Origin of the sequence: Ornithinimicrobium faecis, from assembly GCF_023923225.1 — a bacterium.
Lineage (GTDB): Bacteria > Actinomycetota > Actinomycetes > Actinomycetales > Dermatophilaceae > Ornithinicoccus > Ornithinicoccus faecis.
In genome coordinates, this window is record NZ_CP099489.1 from 931,363 (window position 1) to 958,163 (window position 26,801).

Here is a 26,801-nt window from a genome sequence, read left to right on the forward strand (position 1 = left end):
GGGCGCCCGTTCTTGTGCCTTTCCGCGCCTGACGCCCGCCCGCACGTTGCCTGCGGCTGGCCCAGGGGTGGCTCGATGGCCCCGCTGACTGGGTGGCCCGGGGCGACGTGATGGCCCCGGGGTGGCGGGGTGGCCGAGGCGTTGTGCGCGGGAGTGTCAGCCCTCCAGCATCGCCGAGCCCAGCAGCTGCTCCGGCACACCCATGCCCTCGACGAGGGACAGTGCATGCGGGCGGAGCTCCTGGCAGAGCTGATTGATCGCAGGCACGATCGCCTTGGCGCGGGACGTCGACATCAGGTTGTGCTCCTGGAACCAGCCGCGGTCACCGGCCAGGTTCTCCAAGGCATAGAGGTCGCACAGCGTGCCGAGGACCTGGGCCGCATCCTCGTCCTCGCACGCGTCGATGCCGGCGACGAAGGACTCCAGAACCATGCGGTCGATGTGCGTGCGGGCCGCGAGCAGCAGGTGGTCCTGCGTGCTGTTGAACGCCTCGAAGGCCTTGTCCTCGTCCTTGCCCGCGGTGCGCATGCGCTGGGCCAGGCTGTCCAGCACGTGCCGCTCGCGCTCCTCGAACATGGAGATGTGCCAGCTGCGGTCGAGCACAGAATCGCTGTCGCTGCGGCGCTGAGCCGTGGACATGATCCGCTCGATCGCCGGGCGGGCCGCAGCCCGCTCGATCACGGTCCCGGTGAAGGTGCGGACCGCGGCCTGGACCATGCCGAACATGTCCAGGTCGCCCCACATCTCCTTGTAGTTGGTCAGCAGTCCCTTGGCGACCAGCTGCAGCAGGACGGTGTTGTCGCCCTCGAAGGTGGCGAACACGTCAGCGTCGCGGCGCAGCTCGGTCAGGCCGTTCTCGGCCATGTAGCCCGCCCCGCCACAGGCCTCGCGGCACACCTGGATGATGTCGTTGGCGAAGCGGGTGCTGACTGCCTTCATCCCAGCAGCTCGGGTCTCCAGCTCACGCTGGGCCTTCTGGTCGCGCTCACCGACCGGCTTGGACTGCACCTCCTGCAGGGTGTCGACCAGGTCGCCCTGGGCGAAGGCCAGCGCATAGGCGGTGGCGATCGCTGGCAGCAGTTTGCGCTGGTGGGCCAGGTAGTCCAGCAGCCGCACCTCGTCCTCGCGACCGGGTGCCTCGAACTGCCGACGCTGCAGCGCATAGCGCGTGGCGATGCTCAGGGCCTTGCGGCCAGCCTGGGCCCCGGCGCCGGACACACAGATCCGGCCGCGGACCAGGGTGCCCAGCATGGTGAAGAAGCGACGGTTCTGGTTCTCGATGGGCGAGACATAGGCGCCCGACTCGTCGACGCCGCCATAGCGGCTGAGCAGCATCGTGCGACGCACCCGCACCTGCTCGAAGCGCAGCGTGCCGTTGTCCACGCCGTCGAGTCCGCCCTTGGCACCGTTGTCGCCGATCAGCACCCCGGGCAGCGCAGCGCCCGCGTCGTCGCGCACGGGCACCAGCACGGCGTGGATGCCGTGCGACTCACCCGCGACCTCGAGCTGGCCATAGACCACCGCCATGCGGGCGTCCTCGGCGGCATTGCCGATATAGGTCTTGGTGGCGGACTCGGTGGGGGAGTGCACGACCAGCTCGTCGCTCTCCCGGTCGTAGGTGATCGTGGTCTCCAGCGCCTGCACGTTGCTGCCGTGGCCCACCTCGGTCATGGCGTAGGCACCAGGCAGCTCCAGGCTGATCACGGACGGGACGAACTGCGCCAGCTGCTCGTCGGTGCCCAGGCTGGCGATCGCGCCGCCGAACAGTCCGAAGTGGACCCCGACCTTGACGGTCAGCGACAGATCGGCCAGGGAGATCGACTCGAAGTTGACGACGGAGCTGGCCAGCAGCCCGTCACCACCGACCGACGTCGGGAACCCGGCACCTCCCCGGCCCTTGTCCGCGATGCCCTGGATCGCGGTGCGCGTCCACTCCCGAGCCTCCGACACGGACATGGCGGGGTCGCGGGTCAGGCCCTCGTCGATCAGCATGGTCCGCATCTCCGCGCGCACGTCGCGATAGGTGCCGTCAGCGGCGGACCGCAGCGCCGCACCGAGCGGCGTGAGCGATTCGTGACCGGTCGCGACGCGTTGCGTGCTCTCCGGTGTGGAGTTGTCGTTCTGGGTCTCCTGGGACGTGGCTGCATCGGTGTGTGTCACTGGTCTACCTTCCTGGGGTCGGCGGTCTGGGGTCTGGCGTCGGTGGGGGTGGCGTATGCCGAGGGGCTGGGTCCGGCGAGCGCCGGGGCAAAGAGGCTGGTCACGTCGGCGACCAGGTCGCTGCGCGACCGGGCGAGGTCCGTGCTCAACCAGTGGTCTGCGGCGGCGCGCACGAAACCGATGAGGCCGTGGCCCCACGTGGTCGCGCAGGCGCTGTCCCGGCCCTGTCGCCGCAGGTGGGCCTCCAGCGCTCGCGCGATCTGGTCGCCGATCCGATCGGACAGGCCGGCGACCGGGTCGTCCTCGACGGGCCCGTCGACCAGCGGCCGGGTGACGACGAAGCGATAGATGTCGGGGTCCTTCTCCACCAGGAGGAGGAAGGCGTCGACCATGGAGGCAACGATGGCCAGCGGGTTCTCCGCGGTTGCGTCGCGTCCAGCGGTTGCGGCGCCGAGGCTGTCCAGGATGCGCTGGTCCACGGCCTCGACCACTGCGGCATACAGCCCGGTGCGGTCCCCAAAGTGGCGATAGACGACCGTCTTGCTGGTGCCCGCCTCGGCCGAGATGTCGTCCATGCCGACGGTCGGGCCGTGGCGGCGGATCGCTCGGAGTGCGGCCTCGACCAACTCCCGTCGCCGCTTGGCCCGGTGGGCGACCCAGCGGGTGTCGCGACCGTCGGCATGATTGCTCATACCGACACAGTACCTAGTACCGGGCGTACCTGCTACTGTCGGTATCGGATATTCACTTTGTGTCCCACCCTGTCCCCATCGTTTCCCACACAGGAGTTGCCCCAATGGCTCAAGTCCGCAACGCCGTGATCGTCGGCGGCAACCGCATCCCGTTCGGCAAGGCCGGCGGCGCCTATGCAGCCGTGTCCAACCAGGACATGCTGACCGCGGCCCTGGACGGGCTGATCGCCCGCTTCGGCCTGGCCGGTCAGCGCGTCGGTGAGGTTGCTGGTGGCGCCGTGCTCAAGCACAGCCGCGACTTCAACCTGGTCCGCGAGACCGTGCTCGGCTCGGCCCTGGATCCCACGACTCCGGCCTATGACCTGCAGCAGGCCTGCGGGACCGGCCTGGAGGCCGTGATCCAGGTCGCGAACAAGATCCAGCTCGGCCAGATTGACAGCGCGATCGCCGGTGGCGTTGACAGCGCCAGCGATGCCCCGATCGCGGTGGGTGAGGGGCTGCGCCGCGCCCTGCTGCGCGCCAACCACGCCAAGACCGCCCTCCAGCGTGCCCAGGCCTTCGCCTCGATCCGGCCCGGTGACCTGGCCCCCGAGACGCCGCGCAACTCCGAGCCGCGCACCGGACTGTCGATGGGTGAGCACCAGGCGCGCACCGCCAAGGAGTGGGGCATCACCCGCGAGGCCCAGGACGAGCTGGCCGCCGCGAGCCACCACAACATGGCACGCGCGTGGGACGAGGGCTTCTTCGACGACCTGGTGACGCCCTATCGCCGGCAGAGCAAGGACCAGGGTCTGCGGGCGGACACCTCGGTGGAGAAGCTGGCGAAGCTGTCGCCGGTGTTCGGCAAGGGCGAGGGCGCCACGATGACGGCCGGCAACTCCACGCCGCTGTCTGACGGGGCAGCCCTCGTGCTGGTCGCCTCGGAGGAGTGGGCCGCCGAGCGCAACCTGCCCGTCCTGGCCCGCTTCGTGGACGCCGAGGTTGCCGCGGTCGACTATGTGGGCGGCGAGGAGGGCCTGTTGATGGCCCCGGCGTATGCCGTGCCGCGCCTGCTCGCCCGCCAGGGCCTGACCCTGCAGGACTTCGACTTCTATGAGATCCACGAGGCCTTCGCGTCCACCGTGCTCTCCACCCTCGCGGCCTGGGAGAGCCCGGAGTTTGCGACCGAGCGGCTCGGGCTGGACGCCCCCCTCGGCTCGATCGACCGGAGCCGACTCAACGTCAACGGCTCCTCGCTGGCGGCGGGTCACCCGTTCGCCGCGACCGGTGGGCGGATCGTCGCCTCGCTGGCAAAGATGCTGTCCGAGAAGGGATCAGGCTCTCGTGGCCTGATCTCGATCTGTGCTGCTGGCGGCCAGGGTGTCGTCGCGATCCTGGAGGCTGTGTGATGACCAAGGTGCTTGACGTGCTGACCGGCAACCCGCTGACCAAGGCGGTGACCAAGCAGCTCGGGGTGCCTCAGGCGACCGAGTTGCGCCGCGGGCGCGTGCTGCCCAGCGGCGACGTGGTGCTCGCCGTGCTCGAGGGAGCCGGGGAGTCCAGCGGGGCCACCCGCGAGGCCCTGACGACGCTGGGGATCACCGGCGCCGAGGCGATCCGCGATGAGCCGGCCGCCCGCACGACGGGAGAGGACGGGAGAGTCGTCCCCCCGGCATACGAGGGAAAGATCGGCGCGCTCGTCCTGGACGCGACCTCGGTGGCGACCATCGGAGACCTCGAGGGAGTCCGGGCCGTGCTCCGGCCCGCGCTGCGTGCCCTGGGATCCAGTGGCCGCGTGATCATCGTCGGCACCGCCCCCGAGCTCACTGAGCAGCCGGAGGGGGCGGCCGTCCAGCAGGCACTGGAGGGCATCACCCGCAGCGTCGGCAAGGAGTTGCGCAAGGGCGGCACGGCCAACCTGGTCTATGTCTCGCCCGCCACGACAGGTGCCGCGCTCGCCTCGAGCCTGTCCTTCCTACTCGAGGGGCGCTCGGCCTATGTCTCCGGTCAGCCCTGGCGCGTCCTGGGCGCCCAGCCGGGGGAGGTCCCCGCCGACCCGACCGCGCCGTTTGCCGGCAAGGTTGTCGTCGTGACCGGCGCGGCCCGCGGCATCGGCGCCGGCATCGCCGAGGTCTTCGCCCGCGACGGCGCGAGCCTGGTCGTCGTGGACATCCCCGCAGCTGGTGAGGCGCTGACCAAGGTCGCCAACAACCTCGGTGGCACGGCCCTGCAGCTGGACATCACATCGCCCGACGCGGGTCAGAAGATCGCCGCCCACGTCGCGGCCCGGCACGGCAACGACGCGAAGATCCACGCGATCGTCCACAACGCCGGCATCACCCGCGACAAACTCCTCGTCAACACCGACGAGGACCGCTGGGGCAGCGTGCTCGAGGTCAACCTCGCCGCCGAGCTGCGCATCAACGAGGTGCTCCTGGACAGCTCGATCGATGGTGGTCTGGCCGAGGGCGGGCGCATCGTCGGTGTTGCCTCCACCTCCGGCATCGCCGGCAACAGGGGCCAGAGCAACTATGCGGCGAGCAAGGCCGGCGTGATCGGCCTGGTGCGGGCGGAGGCGCCGCTGCTGGCAGATCGCGGCACCACGGTCAACGCGGTCGCACCCGGTTTCATCGAGACCGAGATGACCGACAAGATCCCGTTCGCGACCCGTGAGTTCGCGCGTCGGTTCAACAGCCTGAGCCAGGGCGGCAAGCCGGTCGATGTTGCCGAGACCATCGCCTATCTGGCGGCGCCCGACAGCGGAGCCGTCACCGGTCAGGTGATCCGGGTCTGCGGCCAGTCCCAGATCGGAGCGTGACCATGTCGAGCGACCAGCAGGAGTCGAGCGACCAGCAGGAGTCGAGCGGCCAACGGGACCTGGATGTCGAGCTGCTCGAGGGTTTGCCCAGCGTCGGCGCGGGCATCGCCCGTGCCCTGTTGCCGGTCCGCCGAGGTGGCCCCGACGGGACCCTGCCGGACCGGCAGGTGATGGTCACCGCCCTGGAGCAGGACGCCGAGCGCTATGCGGGCTACAGCCGCGTCTGCGGCTTCACCCAGCGCGACGAGGTGCCGGCCACCTGGCTGCACGTGCTGACCTTCCCGCTGCAGGTGCACCTGATGGCCGCGCAGGACTTCCCGCTCGGCCTGGCCGGGCTGGTCCACGTGTCCAACCAGATGCAGCTGAACCGTCCCGTCGAGCTGGGGGAGGCGCTGACGCTGTCCTCCTCCGCGGCGGACCTGCGGGCCCACCGCTCGGGCACCCAGGTCGACCTGCTCGGCGAGGCCCGGGTCGGTGACGAGGTCGTGTGGACCGGCCGCAGCACCTACCTGGCCCGCGGCAAGCGCCCCAGCGACAGCCCGGAGCCCGTCGCGGTCAGTGAGCAGAGTCAGGAGCCCAGCAGCGAGTCCGTGGCCGGCGCAGAGGGCGTGCGAAACCTCCCCCAAAATGCGGGACAAGCGGGCGAGACCTCCCTCAAAAATGGGGAGATCCCGTCCGCGCTGTGGAAGCTGCCGGCCGGGCTGGGTCGCGACTATGCCGGCGTGTCCGGGGACGTCAACCCGATCCACCTGTCCAGCCTCACCGCCAAGGCGTTCGGGTTCCCGCGGGCCATCGCCCACGGGATGTGGGCCCACGCCCGCGCACTGGCGGCCTTGGAGGGTCGTCTCCCCTCGGCATACGAGGTGTCTGTGCAGTTCCGCAAGCCGATCCTGCTGCCCTCCACGGTGGGTTTCTCGTTCGCCCAGGACGATGCTGACCTCGCGTTCCGCATCGCCACCAAGGACGGCAAGAGGGACCACCTCAGCGGTTCGGTCAGCTGATGCGGCCCCTCCCGGCGCCCGATTTCGTGGACGCCGGGTGGGCCGTGTAAAGTCTGCGGAGCGTTCCGCGCCCGGGCCACGGTCCAGGGCGGAAGAAGCAGGCCCCCCTAGCTCAGTCGGTAGAGCGTCTCCATGGTAAGGAGAAGGTCAACGGTTCGATTCCGTTGGGGGGCTCCGGGAAGCCGCCCAGTCTGGGAGGCACCGCCCAAGGCGGGATAGCTCAGCTGGTTAGAGCGCACGACTCATAATCGTGAGGTCGCGGGATCGAGCCCCGCTCCCGCTACTGGTCGCGATTCGGTCCACAGCCGAAGTTCGCGTATCCTTGAGTGCTGCTGCCCGCCGCCCAGATGCGGCGGGCGACGCACGCATCACACCACCATCGTTTCGAGAGCAGGTTGCCCCGTGGCTACTAAGAGCGCCGACGTCCGCCCGAAGATCACTCTGGCGTGCACGGAGTGCAAGGAGCGCAACTACATCACCAAGAAGAACCGTCGCAACACCCCCGACCGGGTCGAGCTGGCGAAGTTCTGCACGCGCTGCGGCAAGCACACCGCGCACCGCGAGACCCGCTGACGCACTCCGGCACCTGCCGGAACCGCTGACCTCGGTCAGCACTGCGAGGCCGTCACCCTGAGTGGGTGGCGGCCTTCGTTGTGTTCGGAGGCCGTATGCCGTGGGTGAGCTCCGCGCGACTGCCCCGGCGTGGTGCTGTGGTCCCGCAGGAGGACGTGTAGCCAGGCCAGACCCGCGTGGGCACACACAGCATGGTCTCGACCGATGTCAGCGGGGCGCCGTAGGCTTTGACTCATGACTTCCACGCTGGGGGACTACATCGAGGCAGGCAAGGCACTCGATCCCGACCAGCGTGAAATCGCCGCACTCGCGCTCCAGCAGGTCGATGATCCCGAGAGAGCAGAGGTCGACGCCGCGTGGGATGCGGAGATAGACAGCCGCGTCGAGGAGATCATCACCGGAAAGGTCGAACTGGTCAGCGGCGAGGAAACGCTCCGGATGGGTCGTGCTCGGCTCGCAGTTCGCCACAAGTGACCCTGCGCTGGAGTGAGCACCCGGCGGCTCGGGAGGAGTTCTTCGGGCACTCACTGTGTAGGAAGACAGGGAGGCTGGTCTCGGCAGCCAGCTCGCGGATGAGATCTCAGCGGGTGTCGCGTTCATCTGTGGATGACCCGACGTAGGCTGACCGGCATGGCAGTTAACCCCGATTACGCCGGCCGGGAGTATCCGCCGGTCGGCCCTTTCCCGGTCACCGCTGAGGAGATCGCGGCCTTCGCTGACGCGATCGGTTCCACGAGTGCGGCGCACCGCGACCCCGCAGCAGCTCAGGCCCTCGGCCACGCCGACGTGGTGGCACCGCCGACCTTTGCGGTGCGCCTGGCGCAGCAGTGTGAGGCGCAGCTGATCCGCGACGAGGATGCCGGCATCGACTTCTCCCGTGTGGTCCACGGTGAGGAGAGCTTCACCCACCACCGCCCCATCACGGCGGGCGACAGCCTCAGCGGGGTCCTGCACGTGGACCGCATCCGCGAGGCGGGGGGCCACGGGATGGTCTCCACCCGGGTGGAGCTCAGCGACGCCCGTGGGGCGCCGGTGACGACCGTGAAGTCCACCATCGTCGTGAGAGGAGGGGGCTGATGACCCAGACCACCACCGACCCTGCGGCGCTGAGTCGCACGGTGACCGTCGACCGGGCCCTCCTGGTCGACTATGCCAACGCCTCCGGCGACCAGAACCCGATCCACCAGGACGCCGACTTCGCCCGCTCCGTCGGCCTGGAGGACGTCATCGCCCACGGCATGTGGACGATGGGCGCCGCCCTCGACGTCGTGACCGCCTATGTCGGCGGCGACCCCGGCCGCGTGTTGTCCTGCTCGACCCGCTTCACCGGCATGGTCGTTGTGCCCGAGGGCGAGACCGTCGAGGTGCTCGTCGAAGGCGTGATCAAGAAGAGCGACGAGGAGGCCGGCACCCAGACCGTCGAGCTGACCGCGACCTGTGCCGGCGAGAAGGTCCTGGGGCGTTGTCTGGCCGTCGTCCGGGCATGACCTCGCTGGCCGATCTCACCACGATGCGGGTCGGTGGCCCGGCACGGTCGATGGTCACCGCGACGACCGAGGATGAGCTGATCGAGGCGGTCCGCGCGGTTGACGACGCTGGTGAGCCGCTGCTGGTCGTCGGTGGCGGGTCCAACCTGTTGGTGGCCGACGAGGGTTTCGCGGGCACGGCCGTGCTGGTGCGCACCACGGGGATCCAGGTGCCGGACGCCTCGGCCTGCGGCGGCGTCACCGTGACCGTCGCTGCGGGGGAGATGTGGGACGACGTCGTGGCGCGGGCTGTTGCCGAGGGGTGGTCGGGCATCGAGTCGCTGTCGGGCATCCCGGGAGCGACCGGGGCCACGCCGGTGCAGAACGTCGGCGCCTACGGTCAGGAGGTCGCCCAGACGATCGCCTCAGTGCGGGTCTGGGACCGGACCGAGCAGCGGGTGCGCACGATGTTCGCCGCAGACCTGGCGTTCTCCTACCGCCACTCCGTGCTCAAGGAGTCGATGGTCGGCCCGGACGCCCACGCTGGTGCGGTGACGCCGCGCCACATCGTGCTGTCGGTGACCTTCTCGCTGCGACCCACCGAGCTGTCCCAGCCGATCGGCTATGCGGCCCTGGCCGACGGCCTGGGCGTGGAGCTCGGGGCCCGGGTGCCGCTCGCGGAGGCCCGGGACGCGGTCCTGCACCAGCGGCGCAACCGCGGCATGGTGCTCGACGCGGACGATCACGACACGTGGTCCTGCGGGTCGTTCTTCACCAACCCGATCCTCCCGGCGCAGCAGTATGCCGAACTTGTCGCCCGAGCGGCCGAGCGACTGGGACCGACCAGTCCTGTCCCGCCGCAGTATCCAGCGACGGAGGGGAACGTGAAGACCTCGGCGGCCTGGCTGATCGACAAAGCGGGGTTCACCAAGGGCCACCGGATGCCCGGCCCGGCCGCGCTGTCGACCAAGCACACCCTGGCGCTGACGAACCGCGGCAGCGCGCGGGCCACGGACGTGCTTGCCCTGGCGCGTGAGGTGCGCGACGGCGTCCGCGAGGCCTTTGGCGTGACGCTGGTCAACGAGCCGGTGCTGGTCGGCCTGACCCTCTGACGTGCCGGACGCGAGCACGATCCACTTCGTCAGCCCCGGCGCCGTGCGGTGCCATCCGCGCCCTCGCTCAGGGCCAGGCGAAAATGGTCCTGCGGGCGTCACGGCATGCGACAACCTCCGCAGGACCGCTTCCGCCGGTCCCTCAGGTCGTGGCTCCGATCGCGTCAGCGAGCACGGCCGGTGGGTCAGGCCTTGGCTCTGATCGCGTCAGCGAGCACGGCCGGTGAGGCGTTGCGGCGAGCGATCCGGCTCGCACTCCAGCGCATCGCGGGAACGCCGAGGAGCGTCGGATAGCCGATGGCCAGCCAGAACCACGGGCTGCGCAGGTCCTCGACATACCAACCCAGCAGCCAGATCGCGATGGTGGCCAGCCCTGGGATCAGGATGAGCGTCGCAATCACGGTCGTGCGCATCGCGGGCCGCTCGTCGGGTTGGCGGCCCACGAGCACGCTCAGCACGATGCCGATCAGGGTGCCGGCGATCGACCCCGGGATGACACCGATCAAGGCGCCATAGAAGGCCATCCAGAGCATGCCGACCACGAGTCCGCCGAGCGCACGCAACGACGGATCGCTGACGGCATCGGCGCCCCCACCCCACGCCAGGATCGTCCACCCCAGCAGGATGCCGGTCCCCATCCCGACGCCGGTGCCCCAGCCGAGACCGGCCGCGATGTGGCGCCACTCGAATCCGTTCATGGCTCTCCTCGTTGGTCGATGTCGAGCCTAGGACGCGGGGGAGGAGGTTGCGGTTGCCTCTCCGTGCGCTCGGTGGGCGGGAAAATCGGGCGCTCGTGCGCTCGGTGGGCTGGAAAACCAGGCCCTCGTGCGCTCGGTGGGCGGGAAAATCGGGCGCCCGTGCGCTCGGTGGGGTGGAAAACCGGGCGCCCGCGCGCTCGGTCAGGGGGTGGCGGCCAGCCAGGTGTCGATGTCGGCCAGCAACACGGCCTGGACATCGTCTGGGGCCCGGGACCCGCGCACGGAGCCGCGGGCCAGCTCGGCCAGCTCGTCGTCGCCGAGGCCGTGGTCGGTGCGGGCCGACTCGTATTGCGCCAGCAGGCGCGAGCCGAACAGCAACGGATCGTCGGCGCCCAGGGCGATGTTGACGCCGGAGTCCAGCAGCTGGCGCAGCGGCACCTGCGACATCTCCTCATAGACGCCGAGCGCCACATTGCTGGCAGGGCACACCTCCAGGGTCACGGCCCGCTGCACGAGCCGAGCCAGCAGGGGCTCGTCCTCGCTGGCGCGCACGCCGTGGCCGAGCCGGTCCGGGCCCAGGTGGTCCAGCGCCTCGACGACGTGGGAGGGCCCGAGCAGCTCACCGGCGTGCGGCACCGAGGCCAGCCCGGCGCGGGCGGCGATCCGGAAGGCCGGACCGAACTCGGCGGTGTCCCCGCGCCGCTCGTCGTTGGACAGTCCGAAGCCGACGACCGTGCCCGGCCCGTCCCCGGCATACTGCGCGGCGAGCCGGGCCAGGGTGCGGGCGTCGAACGGGTGGCGGGTGCGGCTGGCCGCCACGACCACGGCGACGGACGTGCCCGTGTCTCGGGTCGCGGAGGCGGCCTCGTCGAGCACGATCTCGATCGCCGGGGTGATCCCACCGACGAAGGGTGCATAGGACGTGGGGTCCACCTGGATCTCGAGCCAGCGCGAGCCCTCCCGGGCGTCGTCCTCGGCAGCCTCGCGCACGATCCGGCGCATGTCCGACTCGTCCTGGACACAGGCGCGTGCCGTGTCATAGAGCCGCTGGAACCGGAACCAGCCACGCTCGTCGGTGGCGCGCAGCGTCGGTGGCCAGTCCGCCAGGAGCGAGGCGGGCAGCCGCAGCCCGTGCTTGGCGGCGAGCTCGCGCAGCGTCGTGATCCGCATGGACCCGGTGAAGTGCAGGTGCAGGTGCGCCTTGGGAAGCGCCGCGAGAGAGCGGGTCATGATCCCCTGTTCTACCTCATGGCCCAGACTGGGAGCATGTTCGAGGCGTGGAGCACTGACACCGGACCGGCCAAGGGCGGGCCGGCCCCGAAAGGACCCGACCCTGTGCTCGGCCTCGCCCTGGGCGGAGGCGGTGCCCGGGGGTTGTGCCACATCGGCGTCGTGCGGGTGCTGGAGGAGCTGGCGATCCGACCCGACGTGGTGTCCGGGACCAGCATGGGTGGCCTGATCGGGGCCTTCATCGCGGCCGGCTACAACGCCGAGCAGATGGCCGAGATCGCCACCGACCTGCGCTGGAGCAAGCTGATCGACTGGAGCCCGATCTCGGGGCGGCTGCTCAACACCAAGGGTTTTGAGCGCTGGCTGGTCGAGCTGCTTCCAGCGACCTTCGAGGAGCTGGAGCTGCCGCTGGTGCTGACGGCCACCGACCTCAACGACGGTCGCATCCACTACAGCCAGCGCGGTGACCTGATCACCGCCCTGCTCGCCACCACCGCCTATCCGGGGGCCCTCGAGCCGGTCACGCTCGGGCGGGCCCGACTCGTCGACGGTGGTCTGCTCAACCAGATCCCGGTCGACGGGGCGCTCTTCCTGGGGGCCCACAAGGTGCTCGCCGTCAACGCGACCCCGCTCGTGCGGGTCGACCACCCGGTCGACGACGCGGGGGCGCCACGCCGGCGGATCCGCATGACGGCCCTGCACGAGCTGATGCGGGCCGTGGACGTGATGCAGGCCCAGCTCACGATGGCGCGACTGTCGTTCTACAAACCCGACGTCCTGCTGGACGCGCCGATGGAGGGCCTGGAGATCGCGGAGTTCCACCGGGCCAAGCACGCGATCGACGCAGGGGAGGCGGTGGCCCGCGAGCACCGGGAGGAACTCTTGAGCCTGGTCCCCTCCAGATAAGGTCCACTGCGACGCCGGGACCGGCGCCTGACGCACCTGACCCGGCCCACGGCATACCCTCTGGTCTGTCCCCAACATGCCCCGCAGGGGCAGGAAGAAGCGTGATGCGCTGATGGAGGTCGTGATTCTCGACGACGCCGAGCAGGTCGGTCGTGTCGGGGCCGATGTGATCGCCGAGCACGTGGCCGCCAAGCCCGCGGCCGTCCTCGGGCTGGCCACCGGCTCCAGCCCGGTGCACGTCTACCGCGAGCTGGGCGCCCGGGTGCAGCGCGGTGAGCTGAGCCTGGCGCAGTGTCGTGGCTTCCTGCTCGATGAATACGTCGGCCTGCCGGCCGGCCACCCCGAGAGCTATCGCACCGTGATCGACCGCGAGTTCGTGGACGCCGTCGACATCGACCCCGCCAACGTCCACGGCCCCGACGGTCATGGCGACGACCTCAAGGCGGCGGGCCCGGCCTATGAGCAGTTGATCGCCGACGCCGGTGGCATCGACGTGCAGCTGCTGGGCGTGGGCACCGAGGGGCACATCGCCTTCAACGAACCGGGCTCGTCCCTGGCCTCGCGCACCCGCCTGAAGTCGCTGACCCTGCGCACGAGGCAGGACAACGCCCGCTTCTTCGACGGTGATGTGGAGGCCGTGCCGCAACACTGCCTGACCATGGGCGTCGGCACGATCCTGGCGGGTCGGCACCTGGTGCTGATCGCGATGGGAGAGGCCAAGGCGCAGGTGGTCCGCGAGCTCGTCGAGGGACAGGTCAGCGCCCGGTGGCCGGTCACGGCCCTGCAGCTGCACCAGCACGTCACCGTGCTGCTCGACGGGGCGGCCGCGTCCCGGCTGGAGCTGCGCGACTACTACCGCGAGGCCTACACCGCCAAGCCGTCCTGGCAGGGATTCTGAGTGCAGCCCGCGCGGGCCCTGCGCGCGGCGCGCGTCATCACCCCCGAGCGTGAGATCGCGGACGGCTGGGTCATCGTGCGCGACGACCGCATCGCCGAGGTGGGGCAGGGGCCGCTCCCCTCGGGCGTCGCGGACCCAGATCAGCCGTATGCCGTGCTCGTCCCCGGACTGGTGGACCTGCACAACCACGGTGGTGGTGGCTTCGCCTTCACCGACGGCCCCGATGCTGCCCTCCGGGCCCGCGACGCGCACCTGCGGCAGGGGACCACGACGGTCGTGGCCAGCCTGGTCACCGACACGATCGACGTCCTGGAGCGACAGGTGCGCACGCTGCGCCCGCTCGTGCGCTCGGGTGAGCTGGGCGGCATCCATTGTGAGGGACCCTGGCTGGCGCCGCAGTGGTGCGGTGCCCATCCTGTCGCCCTGCTTGCCGACCCGGACCCGGCTGCTCTCGGTGCCCTGACCGACGCTGGTGGGGACGCGCTCGTGATGGTGACCCTGGCCCCCGAGCGAGCGGGTGCGCTGGAGGCGATCCGGTGGCTCACGGGACGTGGCGTGCGAGTGGCCGTGGGGCACACCGACGCGACCTACGACCAGACGCGGGCGGCGATCGAGGCTGGGGCGAGCGTGGCCACCCACCTCTACAACGGTGCGCGTCCGCCGCACCACCGCGAGCCCGGGCCGTCGGTCGCGCTGCTGGAGGACCCACAGGTCTTCATCGAGTCCATCGTCGACGGCGCCCACCTGCACCCGGCCGTCGTGCGGGCCACCGCACGGTCCGCGGGCGAGCGGTGGGTGCTGGTCACCGACGCGATGGCCGCCGCCCTGATGGGCGATGGGAGTTATCAGCTGGGCACGCTGGGCGTGGATGTCGTTGACGGCATCGCCCGGGTGCGTCAGGGCAGGGCCGAGGGTGCGGAGACCGCAGGTGGCGTCATGGCCGGCAGCACGCTGAGTCTGTCCCGGGCCGTGCGCAACGCCGTCGAGTGCGGGGTGCCACTGGTCGAGGCGGTCCACGCCGCCACGGCCGCTCCGGCCGCAGCCATGGGCTGGACCGACGTCGGGCGGCTCGAGGCGGGTCGACGTGCCGACCTCGTGGGGCTGGACGAGCAGCTGGGTGTGCAGGACGTCATGCGGCAGGGAGTCTGGGTCGACCGGGACAGGTCCCTCTGACGCACGGGGGCCGATGCAACACGGTGGGTCCGCCAACAAATTGGTGGGTCCCGCAACAAATGCGCCCGAGACTGCTCTGGCAGGAGATAGATTGTCCCCGTGGGGATTATCGACACGCAGGGACTGACCAAGCGCTACGGCCAGGTCACTGCGCTAGGGGGGCTGGACCTGAGCATCGGCGAGGGCGTCACCGGGCTGGTCGGCGCCAACGGCGCCGGCAAGTCGACGCTGATCAAGATCCTGCTCGGCCTGATCGACGCCACGGAGGGCCGCGCCCAGGTGCTGGGTCACGACATCCGCGCCGAGGGCCAACAGATCCGCACCCTGGTCGGTTACATGCCAGAGCACGACTGCCTGCCCCCCGACGTGCGCGCCATCGACTTTGTGGTGCACATGGCCCGGATGTCCGGACTGCCGCCGACTGCTGCGCGTGAGCGGGCCGCCGACGTGCTGCGTCACGTCGGGCTCGCGGAGGAGCGCTATCGCCTGATGGGCGGCTATTCCACCGGCATGAAGCAGCGGGCCAAGCTCGCGCAGGCCCTGGCACACGACCCGAGGCTGGTCTTCCTGGATGAGCCCACCAACGGTCTGGACCCCGCGGCACGGGACGACATGCTCGCCCTGGTCAGCAAGATCGGTCGCGAGTTCGGCATCTCCGTGCTGGTCACCTCGCACCTGCTCGGCGAGCTCGAGCGGGTCAGTGACCACGTGGTGGTGCTGGACGGGGGGCACCTGCTCCGCTCGTCGGCGACAGCCGAGTTCACCTCCGACACAGGGCTGCTGCTCATCGAGGTGCTCGGTGCCGGTGACGCCCAGACCACGATGGGTGAGCGTCTCGCGGCCCAGGGCATCGCGTGCCGGCCACGCGGCCAGCTGATCGAGATCAACGCACCGGGGCGAGCCGACCTGCACGACCTGATCCGCGACACGGCGGTGGACGTCGGCGTCGGACTGGTCCGCATCGCCGCCGACCACGGCCGCATCGAGGACGTCTTCCGAGAGGATGCAGGTCATGGCTCAGCCGTCTGACGGCCGGCCGGGCGGTGTCATCCACGACATCGGCTACCGGCCCTACTCCGGCCCACGCCTCGGCACGCGCGACGCTGGTCGCTCCCTGTTCGTGACCGGGTTGCTCAACGCCTACGGCATCGGTCGCTCGGGCAGGGCCAAGGGCCTGCCGATGACACTGCTGGCCCTGATGATCGTGCCCGCGGCGATCATGGTTGCGGTGATGGTCACCCTCGGTCTGACCGACGGTTTCCTCGACTACGGCACCTACCCGGTGACGCTCATGCTGGTCATCGTCATCTTTGTGGCCGCGCAGGCGCCGGTGCTCTTCTCCCGGGACCTGCGCTCGGGGGCCATCTCGCTCTATCTCGCCCGACCGCTCAGCGCCACGGCCTATGCCCTGGTCCGGTGGGCCTCCCTGTTCGTGGCGATCCTGATCTTCATCGCCCTGCCGGTCATCGTGCTGTATGTCGGGGCGCTGACGGCCGAGGCAGACTTCAGCGAGCACACGGCTGACTTCCTGGCGGCCATGGTCGGCATCGTGCTGCTGTCGGCGGTGCTGGCCACCCTGTCCGGGCTGGTCGCCTCCCACACCAGACGGCGCGGTCTGGCCGTCGGCGTGACGATCATCGCGCTGCTGGTCAGCACCGGGGTGGTGTCGGCCGTGCAGGCGATCACGGACGTGCAGGGCAACGAGACCATGGGTCTCGTCGTTGGTCTGTTCTCACCGTTCTCCCTGGTCGACGGCGTGCAGGTCGGACTCCTCGACGGCCAGAGCTCGTTCCAGGTGTCGCCCGACGGAGCCGGCTGGGGCCTGATCTATCTGCTCGCCTCCCTCGCCGTCATCGCCGGTGGTCTCTGGCTGCTGGTGCGCTACTACCGGAAGCAGGCGGGGCGATGAGTGTCCTCGAGGTGGCCAACGCCTCGCGCTGGTTCGGCAACGTCGTGGCCGTCAATGACGTCTCGATGCAGATCGGGCCGGGCGTCACGGGTCTGCTCGGCCCCAACGGTGCGGGCAAGACCACGCTGATCGCGATGATGGCCGGGTTCCTCGCGCCGTCGGCGGGCATGGTGACCCTCGATGGGGCGCCGGTCTGGAACAACGTGTCGATCTATCGCGCCATCGGGCTGGTGCCCGAGCGGGAGGCCAGTTTCGGTTATCTGAGCGGACGGCAGTTCGTGCGCGCCAACGCTGAGTTGCACAAGCTCCCCTCGCCGGGGGAGGCCGCCGAGCGTGCCCTGGGCATCGTGGAGATGGGTGAACCGGCCGGCCGCCTGATCAGCACCTACTCCAAGGGCATGCGCCAGCGCATCAAGCTGGCCGCTGCCCTGGTCCACGACCCCGCCGTGCTGCTGCTCGACGAGCCGTTCAACGGCGTCGACCCCCGCCAGCGCATGCACCTGATGGAGCTGCTCACCCGCATGGGCTCCGAGGGGCGGACCGTGCTGTTCAGCTCGCACATCCTCGAGGAGGTCGAGCAGATCGCCCGGCACATCGAGGTCGTGGTCTCCGGGCGGCACGCGGCCTCGGGCGACTTCGGCGCGATCCGCCGCCTGATGACCGACCGACCCAACGTCTATCTGCTCCGGACCAGTGACGATCGCAAGCTGGCCGCTGTGCTGATGGCGGGAGAGAGCGTCGCCGGGGTCCGGCTGGAGCCGCGAGGAGGAGTGCAGGTGCAGGTGACCGACTTTGGGACGTTTGCTGTCGCCCTCCCTCGGCTGGCCAAGGAGCACGGCATCACCCTGCGCGAGGTCACGCCCACCGACGAGTCACTGGAGTCGGTCTTCGCCTACCTGGTGTCCGCATGAACCCCACGATCGCGCGACTGGCCCTGCAGTCACTGTTCGGCCAGAAGCGGTGGTGGGTGCTGGTCGCCCTGCCCCTGCTGCTGATGGGGCTGTGCCTGCTGGTGCAGCTGCTGACCAGCGGTGACGCCGCCGCGACATCCTTCGAGGCCGTCATCGTCGTCTTCGGTCTGGGCCTGGTGCTGCCGCTGGTCTCGCTGCTGGTGACCACCGGGGTGCTCGGACCCGAGATCGACGACGGCTCGATCGTCTATCTGCTCTCCAAGCCGATCTCCCGCTATGTCGTGGCCCTGAGCAAGCTGGTCGTCGCGGTCGTGGTCACGGTGGTCCTCGGAGCCGGGTCCCTGTTCATCTCGGGCCTGATCCTCGACCCGTCGGCACCCGGGCAGGCGCTCGCGGTGGGCGTCGGGTCCGCCGTGGCGGGCACGGCCTACTGCGCCGCCTTCGTGATGCTCTCGGCGATCAACCGGCACGGCATGATCTCCGGCCTGATCTACGTGTTGGTCTTCGAGGGCCTGCTTGCCTCGTGGCTGTCCGGGTTGCGCTATGTGAGCGTCTCCGCCTTCGGTCGCCGCATCGCCGAGGGCCTGGATGACTCGCTCAACCTGATTGCTGGCAACCTGCCGCTGGCCTATGCCTGGATCGCCAGCCTCGTGGTGATCGTGGCCGGCGGCTATGTCGCTGGGCGACGCCTCGCACGCTTCCAGCTCGGCGGCGACGAGTGACGCCGCCGAGCACCCACACCGCTCCGGCCGACTAGCGGGCCTCGCCCAGCAGCTCCTGGATCCGGCCGACGCCCTCGGCGAGGTCGGTGTCTCCCAGGGCGTAGGACAGCCGCAGATAGCCGGACGGCCCAAAGGCCTCACCGGGCACCACCGCGACCTCGACCTCCTCGAGGATGATCTCCGCCAGCTCGACGGACGTCTGCGGGGTGCGGCCCCGGATGGTGCGCCCGAGCACGCCCGCAACGCTCGGGTAGGCGTAGAAGGCACCCTGCGGTGTGGGGCACTCGACACCGTCGATCTCGTTCAGCATCGACACGATGGTCTGGCGGCGACGATCAAAGGCTGTGCGCATCTCGTCGACAGCCTCGAGCGAGCCCTGGAGGGCGGCGATCGCGGCCCGCTGGGACACGTTGGCCACGTTGGAGGTCGCGTGGGACTGCAGGTTGGTCGCGGCCTTGACCACGTCCTTGGGGCCGATCATCCAGCCCACCCGCCAGCCGGTCATCGCATAGGTCTTGGCCACACCGTTGAGCACGACGCAGGTGTCGGCGAGCTCGGGCACGGCCACCGGCACTGACGGGGCGGCGGCGCCGTCATAGAGCAGGTGCTCATAGATCTCGTCGGTCACCACCCAGATGCCGTGCTCCAGGGCCCAGTGGCCGATCGCCTCGACCTGCTCGGGCGGATAGACCGCACCGGTCGGGTTGGACGGCGAGCAGAACAACAACACCTTGGTCCGGTCCGTGCGGGCCGCCTCGAGCTGGTCAACGGTCACCAGATAGCCCTGGTCTGCGCCGGCAAAGACGTCAACGGGCACGCCGCCAGCCAGCCGGATCGACTCCGGATAGGTGGTCCAGTAGGGCGTGGGCAGCAGGACCTCGTCGCCCGGGTCGAGCAGGGCGGCGAAGGTGTTGTAGACAGCCTGCTTGCCGCCGTTGGTGATGAGCACGTTGGCCGGCTCCACGGCATACCCACTGTCGCGCTGGGTCTTGTCGACCACGGCGGCCTTGAGGTCCGGCAGGCCACCGGCGGGGGAGTAGCGGTGGTTCACCGGGTCCTGGGCGGCGGCGATCGCCGCGGCGACGATGTAGTCCGGCGTCGGGAAGTCAGGCTCGCCGGCACCGAAGCCGATCACTGGTCGGCCCTGTGCCTTCAGGGCCTTGGCCTTGGCGTCGACCGCCAGGGTGGCCGACTCGGCGATCGAGCCGATGCGGGTGGAGATGCGGGGCTTGGGGGTCCTCTGAGTCACGTGGCCATTCTTGCACCGGTCACCTGGTTAGCACCGACCCGCCTCATCGCGTAGGATGGACCCTCGGATGTTGACGCATCCCATGCTGGCGCCTGCCCACCCAGGCCCGGCAACCGAAGGGCACTAGCTCAATTGGTAGAGCACTGGTCTCCAAAACCAGGGGTTGGGGGTTCGAGTCCCTCGTGCCCTGCGCGACGCGACCGCACTGGTCGCGGCCGACAACGACAGGCCCACCACGTGGGGCGAAGGAAGGTTATCCGTGTCTGAGACAAGCGCCCGCGACACCCAGGGTGTCGGCAGGGGCAATGCGCAGTCCGGAGGGTCGCCCAGCCCCAGCACCTATGTCGCCCAGGTCATTGCCGAGTTGCGCAAGGTGCACCGGCCGACGCAGCGCGAGCTGATCACCTACACCATCGTCGTGTTCGTGTTCGTGCTGGTGATCATGGGGTTCGTTGTCGGTGTTGACCAGATCTTCACCCGGCTCGTCGAGTTCACCTTCGGCAGCTGACCGACCCTCGTGGTCGGCCAGCCGACCCTCCACGGTCGCCGCGACGACCGCTCCGCTCCCGTCAGTAGTAAGGAAGTAGCCATGCCCGAGCAGTCAGACAACGTCGACGAGACGCCCGAGGTCGACGAGACGACCGAGTCGGCGATCGACGGCGCTGAGGGCGGCGCCCCGGAGGAAGACGCCCCGGAGTATGCCGAGGGGCAGGCCGAGCAGGCCCCCGCCGCTGAGGTTGCGGCTGAGGAGGACGCTGCGGCTGAGGCCGACACCACCGAGGCCGACGCAGAAGCTGAGGATGCAGAGGCTGAGGACGTCGACGGTGCCGAGGAGTCCTCGGACGAGGCGCCCGCCGGTGACCCGATGGAGGAGTTCCGCGAGAGCCTGCAGTCCCAGTTCGGTGACTGGTATGTCGTCCACTCCTACGCTGGCTACGAGAACCGCGTGAAGGTCAACCTGGAGACCCGGTCCACGAGCCTCAACATGGAGGACTACATCTTCCAGGTCGAGGTGCCGATGGAGGAGGTCACCGAGATCAAGTCCGGTGTCCGCAAGCAGGTGCGTCGCGTGCGGATGCCTGGCTACGTCCTGGTCCGCATGGACCTGACGGACGAGTCGTGGGGCGCCGTCCGGCACACCCCCGGCGTGACCGGCTTTGTCGGCAACGCGCACCAGCCGGTGCCGCTGAGCATCGACGAGGTCATCACCATGCTGGCCCCGGTGTTCGAGACCCCGGAGACCACCGACCAGGGCGAGGGCAGCACGGGCGGCTCCGCCACCCCCGCCACCCGCACCGCCTCCCCGGAGGTCGACTTCGAGGTCGGCGAGTCCGTCACGGTGATGGAGGGTCCGTTCGAGACCCTGCCCGCCACGATCTCCGAGATCATCCCCGAGAGCCAGAAGCTCAAGGTGCTGGTCTCCATCTTCGGCCGCGAGACACCGGTCGAGCTGTCGTTCAACCAGGTCTCGAAACTCTAGGAGGGCTCCGCCCCCCTAGTTCCCCCCCATGGTCAGGGGACTCCGTCCCCCGACTGCCCCCACGGTCAGGGGACTCCGTCCCCCGACTGCCCCCTGACCGGGCTTCGCCCGGGGGCGCGGACTTCGTCCACGGGTTAGGAGGCACGCTCCGCGTGCCGCACAATTGAACAGGACTTCCGAGGCCGCAGACGGCCTCGGACTCCGAAAGACTCCGTCTTTCGGAGTGCAACCGGGTCATCGCCCACGGCGTAGGCCCACAACGAAGAGGAAGAGATATGCCCCCCAAGAAGAAGGTCTCCGGCTTCATCAAGCTGCAGATCCAGGCCGGTGCGGCCACCCCGGCCCCGCCCGTCGGTCCGGCCCTTGGCCAGCACGGCGTCAACATCATGGAGTTCGTCAAGGCCTACAACGCCGCGACGGAGTCCCAGCGTGGCAACGTCATCCCGGTCGAGATCACGGTCTACGAGGACCGTTCCTTCACCTTCATCACCAAGACCCCGCCGGCTGCCGAGCTGATCAAGAAGGCTGCCGGCGTCGCCAAGGGCTCGGGTGAGCCGAACAAGACCAAGGTCGCCAAGCTGACCCAGGCTCAGGTGCGCGAGATCGCCGAGTCCAAGATGGCTGACCTCAACGCCAACGACATCGACCAGGCCGCCAAGATCATCGCCGGCACCGCCCGGTCGATGGGCATCACGGTCCAGGGCTGACGCCCTCGACCTTCACCGCCGAGGTGCGCCTCGGCATACCAGAGGGGTTTCCCTCGCGTGGCAGGACCAGCGCTGGTCCGCAGACCACAACTCCACCTCACACCAAGGAGCACGCATGAAGCGCAGCAAGGCCTACAACGCCGCCGCCGAGAAGATCGAGGACGGCAAGTTCTACACCCCCGTCGAGGCCATCGCCCTGGCCAAGGAGACCTCGACCACCAAGTACGACGCAACCGTCGAGGTCGCCCTGCGGCTGAGCGTTGACCCGCGCAAGGCCGACCAGCTCGTCCGAGGCACCGTCAACCTGCCGAACGGCACGGGCAAGACCGCCCGCGTCCTGGTCTTCGCCAACGGCGACAAGGCCGACGCCGCCCGCGAGGCCGGCGCTGACTATGTCGGCTCCGACGACCTGCTGGAGAAGGTCAGCGGTGGCTGGCTCGACTTCGACGCCGTCGTGGCCACCCCGGACCTGATGGGCAAGGTCGGCCGTCTGGGCAAGGTGCTGGGACCGCGTGGTCTCATGCCGAACCCCAAGACCGGCACCGTCACGATGGACACCGCCAAGGCTGTCTCCGACATCAAGGGCGGCAAGATCGAGTTCCGTGTCGACAAGCACGCCAACCTGCACTTCATCATCGGCAAGACGTCGTTCGGTGCCGAGCAGCTGGCGGAGAACTACGGCGCAGCGATCGACGAGGTCATGCGACTGAAGCCGTCCTCCTCCAAGGGCCGCTATGTCGCCAAGGCCACGATGAGCACCACGATGGGCCCGGGCATCCCGCTCGACCCCGCGCGCGTGTCCACCCTGGTTGCCACCACGGAGTGACCTGACCACACCGCCGACAGGGCCGGGTGAGCACACGCTCACCCGGCCCTGTCGTCTGTCCGGGGCCGCCCCTGTCGTGTGTCCGGGGCCGCCCCTGTCGTGTGTCCGGCGCCGCGCTGTCCGCGGCCGTCCTTCGTCTGGCTTGGACTGCTCGTTGCCCAGCCGAACCGTGCACCCAGACAGGTAACGTCACCTCGCGCTCTCGGCCGCATGGCGCTGACCTGCGCAAACGTCGGGAGCGTGGTGACTTCGCCTGTTTGGCTGCACGCCCTGAGACCCGCCCGGCCGCCCGGGGCAGCTCGGGGCAGCGCAGCGGCGCGCGCGCCGTGGCAGGGCGGGACGACAAGAGGGCGCGCCCGCGGTGGCAGGATGAGGGCATGACGACGACCGACGTGCCGGACTCGGAGCGGGTGCGCGAGGCGGTCCGGCACTATGTCGAGCGGCAGCCCGCGTTGGAGCGGGCCACCGAGGGGTTCATCGTGCTGGTCACCTCGGCCCTGGACGATGCTGGCATCAACTATCTGACCGTCACCGGGCGCACCAAGTCCGTGGAGAGCTTCGCCGGCAAGGCCGCTCGCATGGTGGACGGCCGACTGCTCTATCCCGATCCGCTCGAGCAGATCACCGACCAGATCGGGCTGCGGGTGATCACCTATGTCCGCGACGACGTGGACGCGGTCGCGCAGCTGCTCTCGGGGGAACTGACGGTGCTCGATGACCGGGACATGGGGCAGGAGACGGCCGATCAGGGGCGTTGGGGTTATTCGAGCCGGCACCTGGTGGTCGCCGTGGACGCCAGCCGCACGCTGACCCCTGAGCAGGAGGCACTGCGCACGTTCACCGCGTCGGTGCAGGTGCGCACGGTGCTGCAGCACGCGTGGGCCGAGTTCGAGCACGACATCCGTTACAAGGGCACGGTCCCAGAGGCCCACGCTCCCGACCTGAACCGGCGCTTCACGCTGGCCGCGGGGCTGCTCGAGCTCGCAGACAAGGAGTTCTCCGCGATCCGCGACCGGTTGCAGGCCACCATGCCCGAGCACCCGGGGGACGAGCCGGACGAGAGTGACCCGCGCCTCAGCGCCCAGGACCTTGCCAAGTTCCTCGCGGGTGCCTATCCGGATGCAGGCTGGTCGCGCACCGAGCACTACACCTGGATCTCAGGGCTCCTCCTCGAGCTGGGCATCGCCTCGCTCGAGGAGCTGGCCCAGGTGCTGGCGGGCACAGACAGCGAGCAGATCACCGCCCGGATGGGCTATCGCTATCCGCCAGCAGCCGTGCGCCGGCTCGATGACGCCCTGCTGGCTGTCTACGGTGGCGACTACATCACCCTCCACGGCAACGACCATCGCGTGGAGCAGTTGCGCGAGCGGCTCACCAAACTCGACTGAGTTGTCCTGCTCGAGTTGACTGTGATTGAGCAGAATGGGTTGTGAACAGACAGGAGTGTCATGCGGGCACAGATTGACCACATCGTCCTGGCCGGACCGGACCTCACCGAGCTTGAGGAGTATGCCGAGGCGCACCTCGGCATACGGCCTCAGCCAGGCGGTGCCCACCCGGGAGTGGGCACGCGCAACTCGCTGCTCGGCCTCGGTGGCCAGCGCTATCTTGAGCTGGTCGCACCAGACCCCGAGCAACCCGACCCTGCCCAACCGCGCCCGTTCCGCGTGGACGAGGTCACCGAGCCGACGCTGACCGGCTGGGCGCTGCGGGCCCAGGGCCTGCCCGAGCGGGTGGCGCGGGCCCGCGAGCGCGGCCTCGACCCGGGCGACCCCCGTCCGATGAGCCGGAGGCGACCGGACGGCGAGGAGTTGTCGTGGGAGCTCACCTCGCTCGGCACGAGTCTGGACGGGATGGTGCCCTTCCTCATCGACTGGGGGAGCACGCCGCACCCGAGCGAGGGACTGCCGGCCGTCAAGCTCGTGACAGTGCGGCTGCGACACCCGCAGGCGGCGCGCCTCAGCAGTGCCCTGGAGGCGCTCGACGCGCCACGTGGTCCGATCCAGCTCCGCGTCGCCGAGCCCGTGCGGATGTCCCTGGTGATCGCCACGGACGAGGGCAGCGTCACGCTCGGCTAGACAACGCTCGGCTAGACAACGGCGTCACCCGCCCAGGCAACGCCGTCACCCGCCGAAGCGGGCTCGGAAACTCTCCGGCAGCGACACGTCGGCAACGATCTGCTCGGCCAGCTCCCGGCGACCGGGGGAGTCCTGCACGTTGTCGTTGAGCAGGCGCGGCTGCGCAGAGGCCAGCTCCAGCCCCAGCGACCGGACATCGACGCCGCGCGGCAGGTCCGCGTGGGTGCGGGCGAGGGCCTCCAGCGGGGTGACCCCGGTCATCCGGGCCTCGCTGAGCACCAGCCCCACGGCGGCTCCGTGCTGCTCCTGCAGGTGCGTGGCGGCGACCAGGCGCCGCAGCTCGGGGCGAGGATCGCCGTCGGCGAAGGCTCGCAGCACGTGCTGGATCCCGCGGGCCCAGACCGGCTTGAGCCCAAGGACCGTGGACCGCACGTGCTCGGCCTTCGGGTGGTCGACGGCCTGCAGCCCGAGCACGAAACTCAGCAGCGCGGGCTGGACCGGCTGATAGGTGTCGTGCTTGCGGGCCAGCCGCTTGCGCCAGCCCGGCAGCAGCGCGTCGGCGTCCTCCCGGGTGAATCGCCTGCTCGCGACCAGCGGCTCGAGCAGATAGGCGTCCAGCTCAGCGGCGGCCCCGGGCGGCGGATCGAGCAGCGTCGCACGGAACCACGCCTCCTGGCTGTTGGTGAGGTCCCGCACCTCATCCAGGGTCTTCCAGAGCGAATACTTGGAGTCGGTCGCCGGGGGTTCCCAGGCCAGGGCGGCGTCGCCGAGCTCATCCGCCAGCCGTTGCGCGCTCGCGGCCAGGGCCGCGGCCAGCCCTCGCAGGTCGTCACGACTCTCGTCGTGAAATGGACTGCGGGAGTATGCCGCCCACTCACCATCGGCCTGCAGGTCCGCCAGGTCGGGGGCCGCCTTGCGGCGCACCCGGTTGAGCAGCCAGGCAGGCACAGCCGGGTCGGTGAGGACCTCGCTGCACCGCCGCGCGCTCTGCTCCAGGGGCGCCACCGTCCCCACCGGCGCGGGAACACCGCCCACCTGGGGGAGCGAGCTCACCAGTGCGTCCAGCTCCGTTGTCGCCGAGTCTGCGGTGGCGCGGACCCGCTCGGCCACCGCGATCGCCTCAGCCCGGGGCGAGGTGCCGGCCAGGGCTGCTCGGATCCGGGCCTCCGCCAGGTGCAGCCCGAGCTCCCCGGCGACCGCCAGGGTCTCTGGCGACGGTGCGGCGAGCGCGAAGAGCTCGGCCTCCCACCCCTCTGGCCGCCGTGCCGCAGCACGCGCAGCCAGCAGGCCCGCCTCCCTCGCTCGCCCATGCTCCAACAGGAGGGGGATGAGTGAGGTGGCCGCGGCATACCAGGGTGGGTGTCCCTCGCCGGGCTGGGCATAGGCCGACGCGACCTCGGCGTGGATGGCGACCAACTCCTGGGGCGTCACTGCCTCGCTGGCGGCGAGCAGCTCGAAGGCGGTGCCCCGGTGCTCGGCCTCGATCGCCGGATCGGTGACCACGCTGTGGAGCCACTCGAGGGCCGAGGCTCCCACCTGACGGTCGAGGCGGAAGCGCAGGTCCCCGTCGCGCCAGTGCCCGTGGTGCAGCGGCTCCAGGGCGGCCGCCACCTGCTCGGGACGAGTGCGATCAATCGCTGCCGCGTCAAAGCGCGGCCCGATGTGGAAGGCCTCCTCGTCGGTGCTGCCGCCACCGATCTCGAAGGGGTCGGGGATGGTCTCCAGGCGCTCGCGCACCCGGGCGCGGTCGCCGCCGAAATAGACCATCTGCAGGTCGATGAGGCGCCCCTTGCGGTCCCAGGCCTGCGTCTGGGCGTGCCAGCCGATGTAGGGCGTGTCCGCTGGCAGCTCCCGGTCGCGCAGGACCTCAGCCGCCGTCACGTGCACGTCGTCGGCGTCATAGGGTCCGCCCCGGGCGCTCGCCGGCGCGAGCGCCACGAAGTCCTCTCCGTCCAGGCTCTTGAGCCAGGCCCGGATGGCGGAGAGGTCTGAGGGGGCCCTGGAGACCCGCGTGCGGCCGATCACAGGGTGAGACTAGGCGTGGTCGGTGAACGCAGGGTGGCCGAGCGGGCAACGCGGACGGGTCAACGACTGTCCGGCCGTGACACCCTGGGTGAGTCGAGGCGGTGATGTGTCGCGGTGATTTGTCCGGGTGACCCGGCTGCCGCTAGAGTGGGGCCATACCCAATGACCGCCGGTTGTCGGCGTGCCCG

27 protein-coding genes and 3 tRNA genes are annotated in these 26,801 nt (G+C 70.0%); 24 read left to right on the plus strand and 6 right to left on the minus strand.

Annotation, left to right across the window (positions count from 1 at the left end):
- Nucleotides 1–156: 156 nt before the first annotated feature.
- Both NF556_RS04240 and NF556_RS04245 read right to left on the minus strand, forming a co-directional pair.
- Nucleotides 157–2,160, minus strand: a complete 2,004-nt coding sequence (locus NF556_RS04240; protein ID WP_252594258.1) for an acyl-CoA dehydrogenase family protein — start codon at nt 2,158–2,160, stop codon at nt 157–159.
- Nucleotides 2,157–2,852: a TetR/AcrR family transcriptional regulator gene (locus NF556_RS04245; protein ID WP_252594259.1), complete on the minus strand. Its 696-nt coding sequence runs from the start codon at nt 2,850–2,852 to the stop codon at nt 2,157–2,159. Before NF556_RS04245 ends, NF556_RS04240 begins: the two co-directional genes overlap by 4 nt.
- A gap of 104 nt (nt 2,853–2,956) precedes the next feature.
- Between NF556_RS04245 and NF556_RS04250 the strand changes: the two genes are divergently transcribed.
- The 10 genes from NF556_RS04250 (at nt 2,957) to NF556_RS04295 (ending at nt 9,801) form a co-directional block, all read left to right on the plus strand.
- On the plus strand, nt 2,957–4,240 hold the full coding sequence (locus NF556_RS04250) for an acetyl-CoA C-acetyltransferase (protein WP_252594260.1): 1,284 nt from the start codon (nt 2,957–2,959) through the stop codon (nt 4,238–4,240).
- Nucleotides 4,240–5,649, plus strand: a complete 1,410-nt coding sequence (locus NF556_RS04255; protein WP_252594261.1) for a 3-oxoacyl-ACP reductase — start codon at nt 4,240–4,242, stop codon at nt 5,647–5,649. The genes NF556_RS04250 and NF556_RS04255 overlap by 1 nt, the downstream gene beginning before the upstream one ends.
- 2 nt (nt 5,650–5,651) lie before the next feature.
- Complete coding sequence (locus NF556_RS04260; protein WP_252595708.1) at nt 5,652–6,650, plus strand: MaoC family dehydratase; 999 nt, start codon at nt 5,652–5,654, stop codon at nt 6,648–6,650.
- Between the two features lie 101 nt (nt 6,651–6,751).
- A tRNA-Thr gene (locus NF556_RS04265) sits at nt 6,752–6,824 on the plus strand.
- A 35-nt stretch (nt 6,825–6,859) separates the two neighbouring features.
- Nucleotides 6,860–6,933: transfer RNA gene (locus NF556_RS04270), tRNA-Met, on the plus strand.
- Between the two features lie 119 nt (nt 6,934–7,052).
- Complete coding sequence (gene rpmG, locus NF556_RS04275; RefSeq protein WP_252594262.1) at nt 7,053–7,223, plus strand: 50S ribosomal protein L33; 171 nt, start codon at nt 7,053–7,055, stop codon at nt 7,221–7,223.
- Nucleotides 7,224–7,457: 234 nt separating this feature from the next.
- Nucleotides 7,458–7,697, plus strand: coding sequence for an addiction module protein (locus tag NF556_RS04280; RefSeq protein WP_252594263.1), 240 nt, complete (start codon nt 7,458–7,460; stop codon nt 7,695–7,697).
- A 156-nt stretch (nt 7,698–7,853) separates the two neighbouring features.
- Entirely contained in the window at nt 7,854–8,300 is a 447-nt protein-coding gene (locus tag NF556_RS04285) for an FAS1-like dehydratase domain-containing protein (protein WP_252594264.1), read from the plus strand.
- Nucleotides 8,300–8,710: a MaoC/PaaZ C-terminal domain-containing protein gene (locus tag NF556_RS04290; protein WP_252594265.1), complete on the plus strand. Its 411-nt coding sequence runs from the start codon at nt 8,300–8,302 to the stop codon at nt 8,708–8,710. The genes NF556_RS04285 and NF556_RS04290 overlap by 1 nt, the downstream gene beginning before the upstream one ends.
- Nucleotides 8,707–9,801 (plus strand): UDP-N-acetylmuramate dehydrogenase, encoded by a 1,095-nt coding sequence (locus NF556_RS04295; RefSeq protein WP_252594266.1) that lies wholly within the window; start codon nt 8,707–8,709, stop codon nt 9,799–9,801. The genes NF556_RS04290 and NF556_RS04295 overlap by 4 nt, the downstream gene beginning before the upstream one ends.
- A 185-nt stretch (nt 9,802–9,986) precedes the next feature.
- On the opposite strand, the gene NF556_RS04300 is transcribed toward NF556_RS04295, so the two are convergent.
- Both NF556_RS04300 and NF556_RS04305 read right to left on the minus strand, forming a co-directional pair.
- A complete protein-coding gene (locus NF556_RS04300; RefSeq protein ID WP_252594267.1) occupies nt 9,987–10,499 on the minus strand; it encodes a hypothetical protein in 513 nt (170 codons plus the stop codon).
- 201 nt (nt 10,500–10,700) lie between these two features.
- Nucleotides 10,701–11,729, minus strand: coding sequence for an adenosine deaminase (locus NF556_RS04305; RefSeq protein ID WP_252594268.1), 1,029 nt, complete (start codon nt 11,727–11,729; stop codon nt 10,701–10,703).
- A gap of 36 nt (nt 11,730–11,765) precedes the next feature.
- Between NF556_RS04305 and NF556_RS04310 the strand changes: the two genes are divergently transcribed.
- From NF556_RS04310 to NF556_RS04340, 7 genes are all read left to right on the plus strand, one after another.
- Nucleotides 11,766–12,635: a patatin-like phospholipase family protein gene (locus NF556_RS04310; protein ID WP_252594269.1), complete on the plus strand. Its 870-nt coding sequence runs from the start codon at nt 11,766–11,768 to the stop codon at nt 12,633–12,635.
- A 112-nt stretch (nt 12,636–12,747) separates the two neighbouring features.
- Nucleotides 12,748–13,533: a glucosamine-6-phosphate deaminase gene (nagB, locus tag NF556_RS04315; RefSeq protein ID WP_252594270.1), complete on the plus strand. Its 786-nt coding sequence runs from the start codon at nt 12,748–12,750 to the stop codon at nt 13,531–13,533.
- A complete protein-coding gene (locus NF556_RS04320) occupies nt 13,534–14,706 on the plus strand; it encodes an N-acetylglucosamine-6-phosphate deacetylase (RefSeq protein ID WP_252594271.1) in 1,173 nt (390 codons plus the stop codon). It begins immediately after the preceding gene.
- 99 nt (nt 14,707–14,805) lie between these two features.
- Entirely contained in the window at nt 14,806–15,735 is a 930-nt protein-coding gene (locus tag NF556_RS04325) for an ABC transporter ATP-binding protein (protein ID WP_252594272.1), read from the plus strand.
- Nucleotides 15,719–16,615 carry a hypothetical protein gene (locus NF556_RS04330; RefSeq protein ID WP_252594273.1) on the plus strand — a complete coding sequence of 299 codons (897 nt, stop codon included), beginning with the start codon at nt 15,719–15,721 and terminating at the stop codon, nt 16,613–16,615. The genes NF556_RS04325 and NF556_RS04330 overlap by 17 nt, the downstream gene beginning before the upstream one ends.
- Nucleotides 16,612–17,526, plus strand: coding sequence for an ABC transporter ATP-binding protein (locus NF556_RS04335; protein ID WP_252594274.1), 915 nt, complete (start codon nt 16,612–16,614; stop codon nt 17,524–17,526). Before NF556_RS04330 ends, NF556_RS04335 begins: the two co-directional genes overlap by 4 nt.
- On the plus strand, nt 17,523–18,248 hold the full coding sequence (locus tag NF556_RS04340; RefSeq protein WP_252594275.1) for an ABC transporter permease: 726 nt from the start codon (nt 17,523–17,525) through the stop codon (nt 18,246–18,248). Before NF556_RS04335 ends, NF556_RS04340 begins: the two co-directional genes overlap by 4 nt.
- A gap of 31 nt (nt 18,249–18,279) precedes the next feature.
- Here the strand turns inward: NF556_RS04340 and NF556_RS04345 are convergent, their stop codons facing one another.
- Complete coding sequence (locus NF556_RS04345) at nt 18,280–19,497, minus strand: pyridoxal phosphate-dependent aminotransferase (protein WP_252594276.1); 1,218 nt, start codon at nt 19,495–19,497, stop codon at nt 18,280–18,282.
- Nucleotides 19,498–19,614: 117 nt separating this feature from the next.
- Here NF556_RS04345 and NF556_RS04350 point away from each other — a divergent pair.
- From NF556_RS04350 to NF556_RS04380, 7 genes are all read left to right on the plus strand, one after another.
- Nucleotides 19,615–19,687: transfer RNA gene (locus NF556_RS04350), tRNA-Trp, on the plus strand.
- Nucleotides 19,688–19,756: 69 nt separating this feature from the next.
- Nucleotides 19,757–20,005: a preprotein translocase subunit SecE gene (gene secE / locus NF556_RS04355; RefSeq protein WP_252594277.1), complete on the plus strand. Its 249-nt coding sequence runs from the start codon at nt 19,757–19,759 to the stop codon at nt 20,003–20,005.
- Nucleotides 20,006–20,086: 81 nt separating this feature from the next.
- Nucleotides 20,087–20,977 carry a transcription termination/antitermination protein NusG gene (gene nusG, locus NF556_RS04360; RefSeq protein WP_252594278.1) on the plus strand — a complete coding sequence of 297 codons (891 nt, stop codon included), beginning with the start codon at nt 20,087–20,089 and terminating at the stop codon, nt 20,975–20,977.
- 275 nt (nt 20,978–21,252) lie between these two features.
- Nucleotides 21,253–21,684, plus strand: coding sequence for a 50S ribosomal protein L11 (gene rplK, locus NF556_RS04365; protein WP_252594279.1), 432 nt, complete (start codon nt 21,253–21,255; stop codon nt 21,682–21,684).
- A 115-nt stretch (nt 21,685–21,799) separates the two neighbouring features.
- Entirely contained in the window at nt 21,800–22,510 is a 711-nt protein-coding gene (gene rplA / locus NF556_RS04370) for a 50S ribosomal protein L1 (RefSeq protein WP_252594280.1), read from the plus strand.
- Between the two features lie 377 nt (nt 22,511–22,887).
- Entirely contained in the window at nt 22,888–23,898 is a 1,011-nt protein-coding gene (locus NF556_RS04375) for a GTP pyrophosphokinase (protein ID WP_289781776.1), read from the plus strand.
- Between the two features lie 60 nt (nt 23,899–23,958).
- Nucleotides 23,959–24,588 carry a VOC family protein gene (locus NF556_RS04380; protein ID WP_252594281.1) on the plus strand — a complete coding sequence of 210 codons (630 nt, stop codon included), beginning with the start codon at nt 23,959–23,961 and terminating at the stop codon, nt 24,586–24,588.
- A 45-nt stretch (nt 24,589–24,633) separates the two neighbouring features.
- Here NF556_RS04380 and NF556_RS04385 read toward each other — a convergent pair whose 3' ends face one another.
- Nucleotides 24,634–26,613 carry a hypothetical protein gene (locus tag NF556_RS04385; RefSeq protein ID WP_252594282.1) on the minus strand — a complete coding sequence of 660 codons (1,980 nt, stop codon included), beginning with the start codon at nt 26,611–26,613 and terminating at the stop codon, nt 24,634–24,636.
- Nucleotides 26,614–26,801: the final 188 nt, after the last annotated feature.